Source organism: Microbacterium sp. CPCC 204701 (assembly GCF_004010105.1).
In the GTDB taxonomy this organism is placed as follows: domain Bacteria; phylum Actinomycetota; class Actinomycetes; order Actinomycetales; family Microbacteriaceae; genus Microbacterium.
On sequence record NZ_RRYE01000256.1, the window covers coordinates 1 to 4,468 of the forward strand.

Genomic DNA, 4,468 nt, shown 5'->3' on the forward strand with positions numbered 1-4,468 from the left:
CCGCGGGCCGCGTGGCCCGGAGTGACCGTCTCGGTCAACGGGCTGCGGCATCCGCTCGTGGGTGCCGTCTCGATGGATCAGTGCGTCGTCGACGTCGGCGGGGCGGATGTCGAGATCGGCGACCGCGTCGTGCTGGTGGGCGATCCCGACCGTGGCGAGCCGAGCCTGAGGGAGTGGTCGCTCATTCTCGGCACCATCCCGCAGGAGGTGCTCACGGGCATCGGGCCGCGGGTGGCCCGCCTCGTCGGAGAGGGCACCGAGGCATGACGCGCCGCGTCGTCGTCGTCTCGGGCGGCGCGAGCGCCGAGCACGAGGTGTCGGTCGCGTCGGGACGGGACGTCTCCGCCGCGCTCGCAGGCATCGCCGGACACTCCGTCCTCGAGGTGCACGTCGACCGTGACGGCCTGTGGCATGTCGGGTCGCCGGCCGCGCCTGCGCTGCTTTTCGGCGAGGTGCTCGACGAGATGCCGCAGGACTGCGTCGTCTTTCCCGCACTCCACGGCGGCTGGGGGGAAGGAGGCGGTCTGCAGCGCGAGCTCGAGCGTCGCGGCATCCCGTTCGTCGGGAGCGGCTCGGATGCCTCGGCGCGAGCGCTCTCGAAGCTCGAGTGCCTGCGGCTGTGCGCAGCGGCGGGGGTTGGGGTGATTCCGACCTGGTCGGTGAGCCGGACGCGGTACGCCGCCGATCCCGACCTCGTCTCGGGGATGGTGCGCCGGTCGTTCGACGGCGACCTCGTCGTCAAGCCCGACACGGGCGGGTCGAGCATCGGCGTGCGGATGGTGGGACACGGCGAGTCGCTGCGCGAGGCGTTCGCCGAAGCGTTCGCGCACTCGGGTGTCGCGCTGGTGCAGCCGCGGGTGACGGGGGAGGAGGTGAGCGTCGGCGTGTGGACGGACGGCGGGAGCGCGCAGGCCACGGGTGCCTCTCGCCTGCACTATCCGGCCGGTGCTGACGCCGCAGGGTTCACGTACGCCCACAAGTACGAGGGCGGGGGAGCCGTGCTCGAGATTCCGGCGACGTTCCCCGAGCACGTCCTGGTCGCGCTGCGCGACGCGGCCCTTCGCTGCTTCGACGCGCTCGGAAGCCGCGGCCTCGCCCGCATCGACTTCTTCGTCGACGCGCAGGGGCGCATCCTGCTCAACGAGGTCAACACCATCCCTGGTCTGCGCCGTGAGTCGCACTTTCCGCGGCTCGTGGCGGCGGCGGGGACGCCGTATGAGCGCCTCGTCGCGCTTCTCGTGGAGGATGCCGTGACCACGGCGTCCCGCGAACGCGAGGCGAGACGGCGTGTCGCCCGAAGCGCCGCAGCGACGACCGGCGCGGCGTAGCCGGGGGTCAGGTCAGCCCGCGGTGGACTCCCGCACCACGAGCTCGGGCTGGAACCTCACCGTGCGCTCGTGCCCGCCGTCCGGGTCGTCGAGGTCCTTCAGCAGGAGGTCGACGGCGGTGTAGCCGATGAGGTGCGCGGGCTGGCGGATCGAGCTCAGCGGCACGACGGTCGCCGAGGCGAAGTCGATGTCGTCGTAGCCGATGAGGGCGATGTCGCGCGGCACCCGCACGTCCGACATGAGCGTGAAGGCCTGCAGCGCGCCGACGGCGAGCAGGTCGTTCGCGGCGAAAACGGCATCCGGGCGCTCCGTGGCGGCCCGCGCGCGGATCGCTTCACCCGCCGCGCGCCCCTGCAGCACGGTGAGCGCCGGCATCTCGACGATCTCGAGCGTCGCGCCGTCGACTTCGCCGACCGCTCGGCGGGCGCCCTCGAGGCGGTCGGCGACCTGGCGGATGGTGAGCGGACCGCTGACGAACGCGATGCGCCGGCGCCCGGTCGAGAGCACATGCGACACCGCGAGATACCCGCCCTCGACGTCGTCGACCGAGACGGACGCGAAGGCCTCCTCGTGGTCCTCGTGGTCGACGAGGATCACGGGCACACCGCCGTCACGCAGGCGCTCGAGGCGGGTGAGATCACCGGCGACCGGGGTCACGAGCACGCCGTTGACGCGCTGCTCGCGGAACAGGTCGAGGTACGCCTCCTCGCGGTCGGTGCGCTCGTCGCTGTTGCCGAGGAGTACGCTCATGCCCGCCTCGGCCGCGCGGTCCTCGGCGCCGCGCGCCACCTCCGCGAAGAACGGGTTACCGGCGTCGAGCACGATCAGCGCGATGCTGCGGCTGCGACCGGCCCGCAGCTGCCTGGCGGCGTCGTTGCGCACGAATCCCAGGTCGTCGATCGCCTGCAGCACGCGCTCGACGGTCGTCGGCGACACCTTCGACGGCCGGTTGAGCACGTTCGAGACGGTGCCGACAGAGACGGATGCCGCCGCTGCGACATCCCGCACGCTCACCGTCATCCGGCCACCTCCTCGCGCCAAACGCTACCGCGGAACCGCGCCGAGCGGCGCGATGCGCCGGGAAGCGCTGTCTCGTTGCGCGGTGGTCCGGGATCGCCTAGGCTTTGAAACGATTCATACATCGATCGAGACCGAGGACGCCATGACGAGTGAGACCGCGACGACGCGGGTCTGCTTCCAGCTGCAGGTCACGCCGGAGCTGCTCGACGAGTACATCGCCCGGCACACGCCGGTGTGGCCCGAGATGCTCGCCGAGATCGCCGCCGCGGGTCGCCGGAACTACTCGCTGTTCCTCGGCGACGGCGGCCGACTCATCGGCTACTACGAGACCGACGACGATGCCGCCGCGCAGGCCTACCTCGCAGCGTCGCCTGTCGCGGCTCGCTGGGAGGCCGAGATGGGCCGCTTCTTCGTCGGACTCGACGGCCGCCCCGACCAGGCCGCCACCCCGCTCACCGAGGTGTTCCACCTCGAAGACCAACTCGCCGTCGCGACCCGCGACGCCTGAACCGAAAGCACCGCAGATGACGACGCTGTCTCCAGAGATCCTCTCCGCCCTCGAAGGCCAGGGCATCGAGCTGCCCTCGTGGGCGTTCGGAAACTCCGGCACGCGATTCCGCGTCTTCACGACGGCCGGCACGCCCCGCGATCCGTACGAGAAGATCGCCGACGCGGCGCAGGTCAACGCGTACACGAGCCTCGCTCCGAGCGTGGCCCTCCACATCCCGTGGGACAAGGTCGACGACTACGCCGGCCTGCGCCGCCACGCCGAAGAGCTCGGGGTGAAGCTCGGCACGATCAACTCGAACACGTTCCAGGACGAGGACTACAAATTCGGCGCCCTCACGCACCACGACGACCGCATTCGCCAGAAGGCGATCGACCACCACTTCGAGTGCGTCGACATCATGAACGAGACGGGTTCTCGCGACCTCAAGATCTGGCTCGCCGAGGGTTCGAACTACCCGGGGCAGAACGACATGCGCGGCCGGCAGGACCGCCTGCACGACTCGCTGCAGAGGATCTACGAACGGCTGAGCGACGAGCAGCGCCTCGTGCTCGAGTACAAGTTCTTCGAGCCCGCGTTCTACCACACGGATGTCCCGGACTGGGGCACCTCCTACGCGCAGGTGGCGGCGCTCGGCGACCGGGCGGTGGTGTGCCTCGACACCGGCCACCACGCACCGGGCACGAACATCGAGTTCATCGTGATGCAGCTGCTGCGCCTCGGAAAGCTCGGCTCGTTCGACTTCAACTCGCGCTTCTACGCCGACGACGACCTCATCGTGGGCGCGGCCGACCCGTTCCAGCTGTTCCGCATCATCTTCGAGGTGGTCCGCGGCGGTGGCCTCAACAACCCCGATGTGGCCTTCATGCTCGACCAGTGCCACAACATCGAGGACAAGATCCCCGGCCAGATCCGCTCGGTGCTCAACGTCCAGGAGATGACCGCCCGCGCGCTGCTCGTCGACCGCGACGCCCTCGCTGCCGCCCAGCAGGCGAACGACGTGCTCGCCGCCAATGCGATCTTCATGGACGCGTTCTACAGCGACGTGCGCCCCGCGCTCGCCGAGTGGCGCGAATCGCGCGGACTCGCCGCCGACCCGATGGCGGCGTACGCGGCATCCGGCTACCAGCAGAGGATCGCTGACGAGCGCGTCGGCGGCACGCAGGCAGGCTGGGGCGCCTGACACAGACCCGCCGGGGGCGCGGGATGCCGATCCCCGCGCTCCCGGTGCACCAACGAAGGAACCCGAGATGACCGAGCCGTATGCCGCCGCCGATGCGCTCGTGCGCGTGTACCCGGCGAGCGAGCCGAATGGCACGGGCCTGGTGTGGGCGCACGGCGGCGCCTTCGCGTTCGGCGAGCTCGACATGCCCGAGTCCGACTGGGTCGCGCGGCAGCTGTCCGCGCGCGGCACGACGGTCGTGGCGGTCGACTACCGACTCGCTCCCGTGCCGGAGGAGTGGGCGGATGCCGCGCGCCCGGCGCGCGGCGGAGACCATTACCCCGCAGCATCCGATGACGTGATCGCGGCGTGGTCGTGGACGGCCGGCAACGCCGCCCGGCTGCGGATCGCCCCCGAGCGTCTCGCGCTGGGCGGTGCGAGCGCGGGCGG

Annotated in this window: 6 protein-coding genes; 5 read left to right on the forward strand and 1 reads right to left on the reverse strand. The window is 71.0% G+C overall.

Going from position 1 to position 4,468, the window contains the following annotated elements:
- The coding region (locus tag EIO58_RS13285; protein ID WP_274543217.1) for an alanine racemase C-terminal domain-containing protein at positions 1-267 on the forward strand (267 nt) is incomplete at its 5' end.
- Entirely contained in the window at positions 264-1,328 is a 1,065-nt protein-coding gene (locus EIO58_RS13290; RefSeq protein WP_127819941.1) for a D-alanine--D-alanine ligase family protein, read from the forward strand. The genes EIO58_RS13285 and EIO58_RS13290, both read left to right, overlap by 4 nt.
- Before the next feature lie 12 nt (positions 1,329-1,340).
- Here EIO58_RS13290 and EIO58_RS13295 read toward each other — a convergent pair whose 3' ends face one another.
- Positions 1,341-2,348, reverse strand: coding sequence for a LacI family DNA-binding transcriptional regulator (locus EIO58_RS13295; RefSeq protein WP_127819942.1), 1,008 nt, complete (start codon positions 2,346-2,348; stop codon positions 1,341-1,343).
- A gap of 142 nt (positions 2,349-2,490) precedes the next feature.
- Here EIO58_RS13295 and EIO58_RS13300 point away from each other — a divergent pair, with 142 nt between their 5' ends.
- From EIO58_RS13300 to EIO58_RS13310, 3 genes are all read left to right on the forward strand, one after another.
- Positions 2,491-2,856 (forward strand): L-rhamnose mutarotase, encoded by a 366-nt coding sequence (locus EIO58_RS13300; protein ID WP_127819943.1) that lies wholly within the window; start codon positions 2,491-2,493, stop codon positions 2,854-2,856.
- 16 nt (positions 2,857-2,872) lie between these two features.
- Positions 2,873-4,039, forward strand: a complete 1,167-nt coding sequence (gene rhaI, locus EIO58_RS13305; RefSeq protein WP_127819944.1) for an L-rhamnose isomerase — start codon at positions 2,873-2,875, stop codon at positions 4,037-4,039.
- Between the two features lie 67 nt (positions 4,040-4,106).
- On the forward strand, positions 4,107-4,468 hold a 362-nt coding region (locus EIO58_RS13310), incomplete at its 3' end, for an alpha/beta hydrolase fold domain-containing protein (protein WP_164861696.1).

Excerpts from the sequence above, each read along its gene's own strand:
- EIO58_RS13300 (WP_127819943.1), top strand. The coding sequence starts at position 2,491 with ATGACGAGTGAGACCGCGACGACGCGGGTCTGCTTCCAGCTGCAGGTC.
- EIO58_RS13295 (WP_127819942.1), bottom strand. The coding sequence starts at position 2,348 with ATGACGGTGAGCGTGCGGGATGTCGCAGCGGCGGCATCCGTCTCTGTC.
- EIO58_RS13290 (WP_127819941.1), top strand. The coding sequence starts at position 264 with ATGACGCGCCGCGTCGTCGTCGTCTCGGGCGGCGCGAGCGCCGAGCAC.
- rhaI (WP_127819944.1), top strand. The coding sequence starts at position 2,873 with ATGACGACGCTGTCTCCAGAGATCCTCTCCGCCCTCGAAGGCCAGGGC.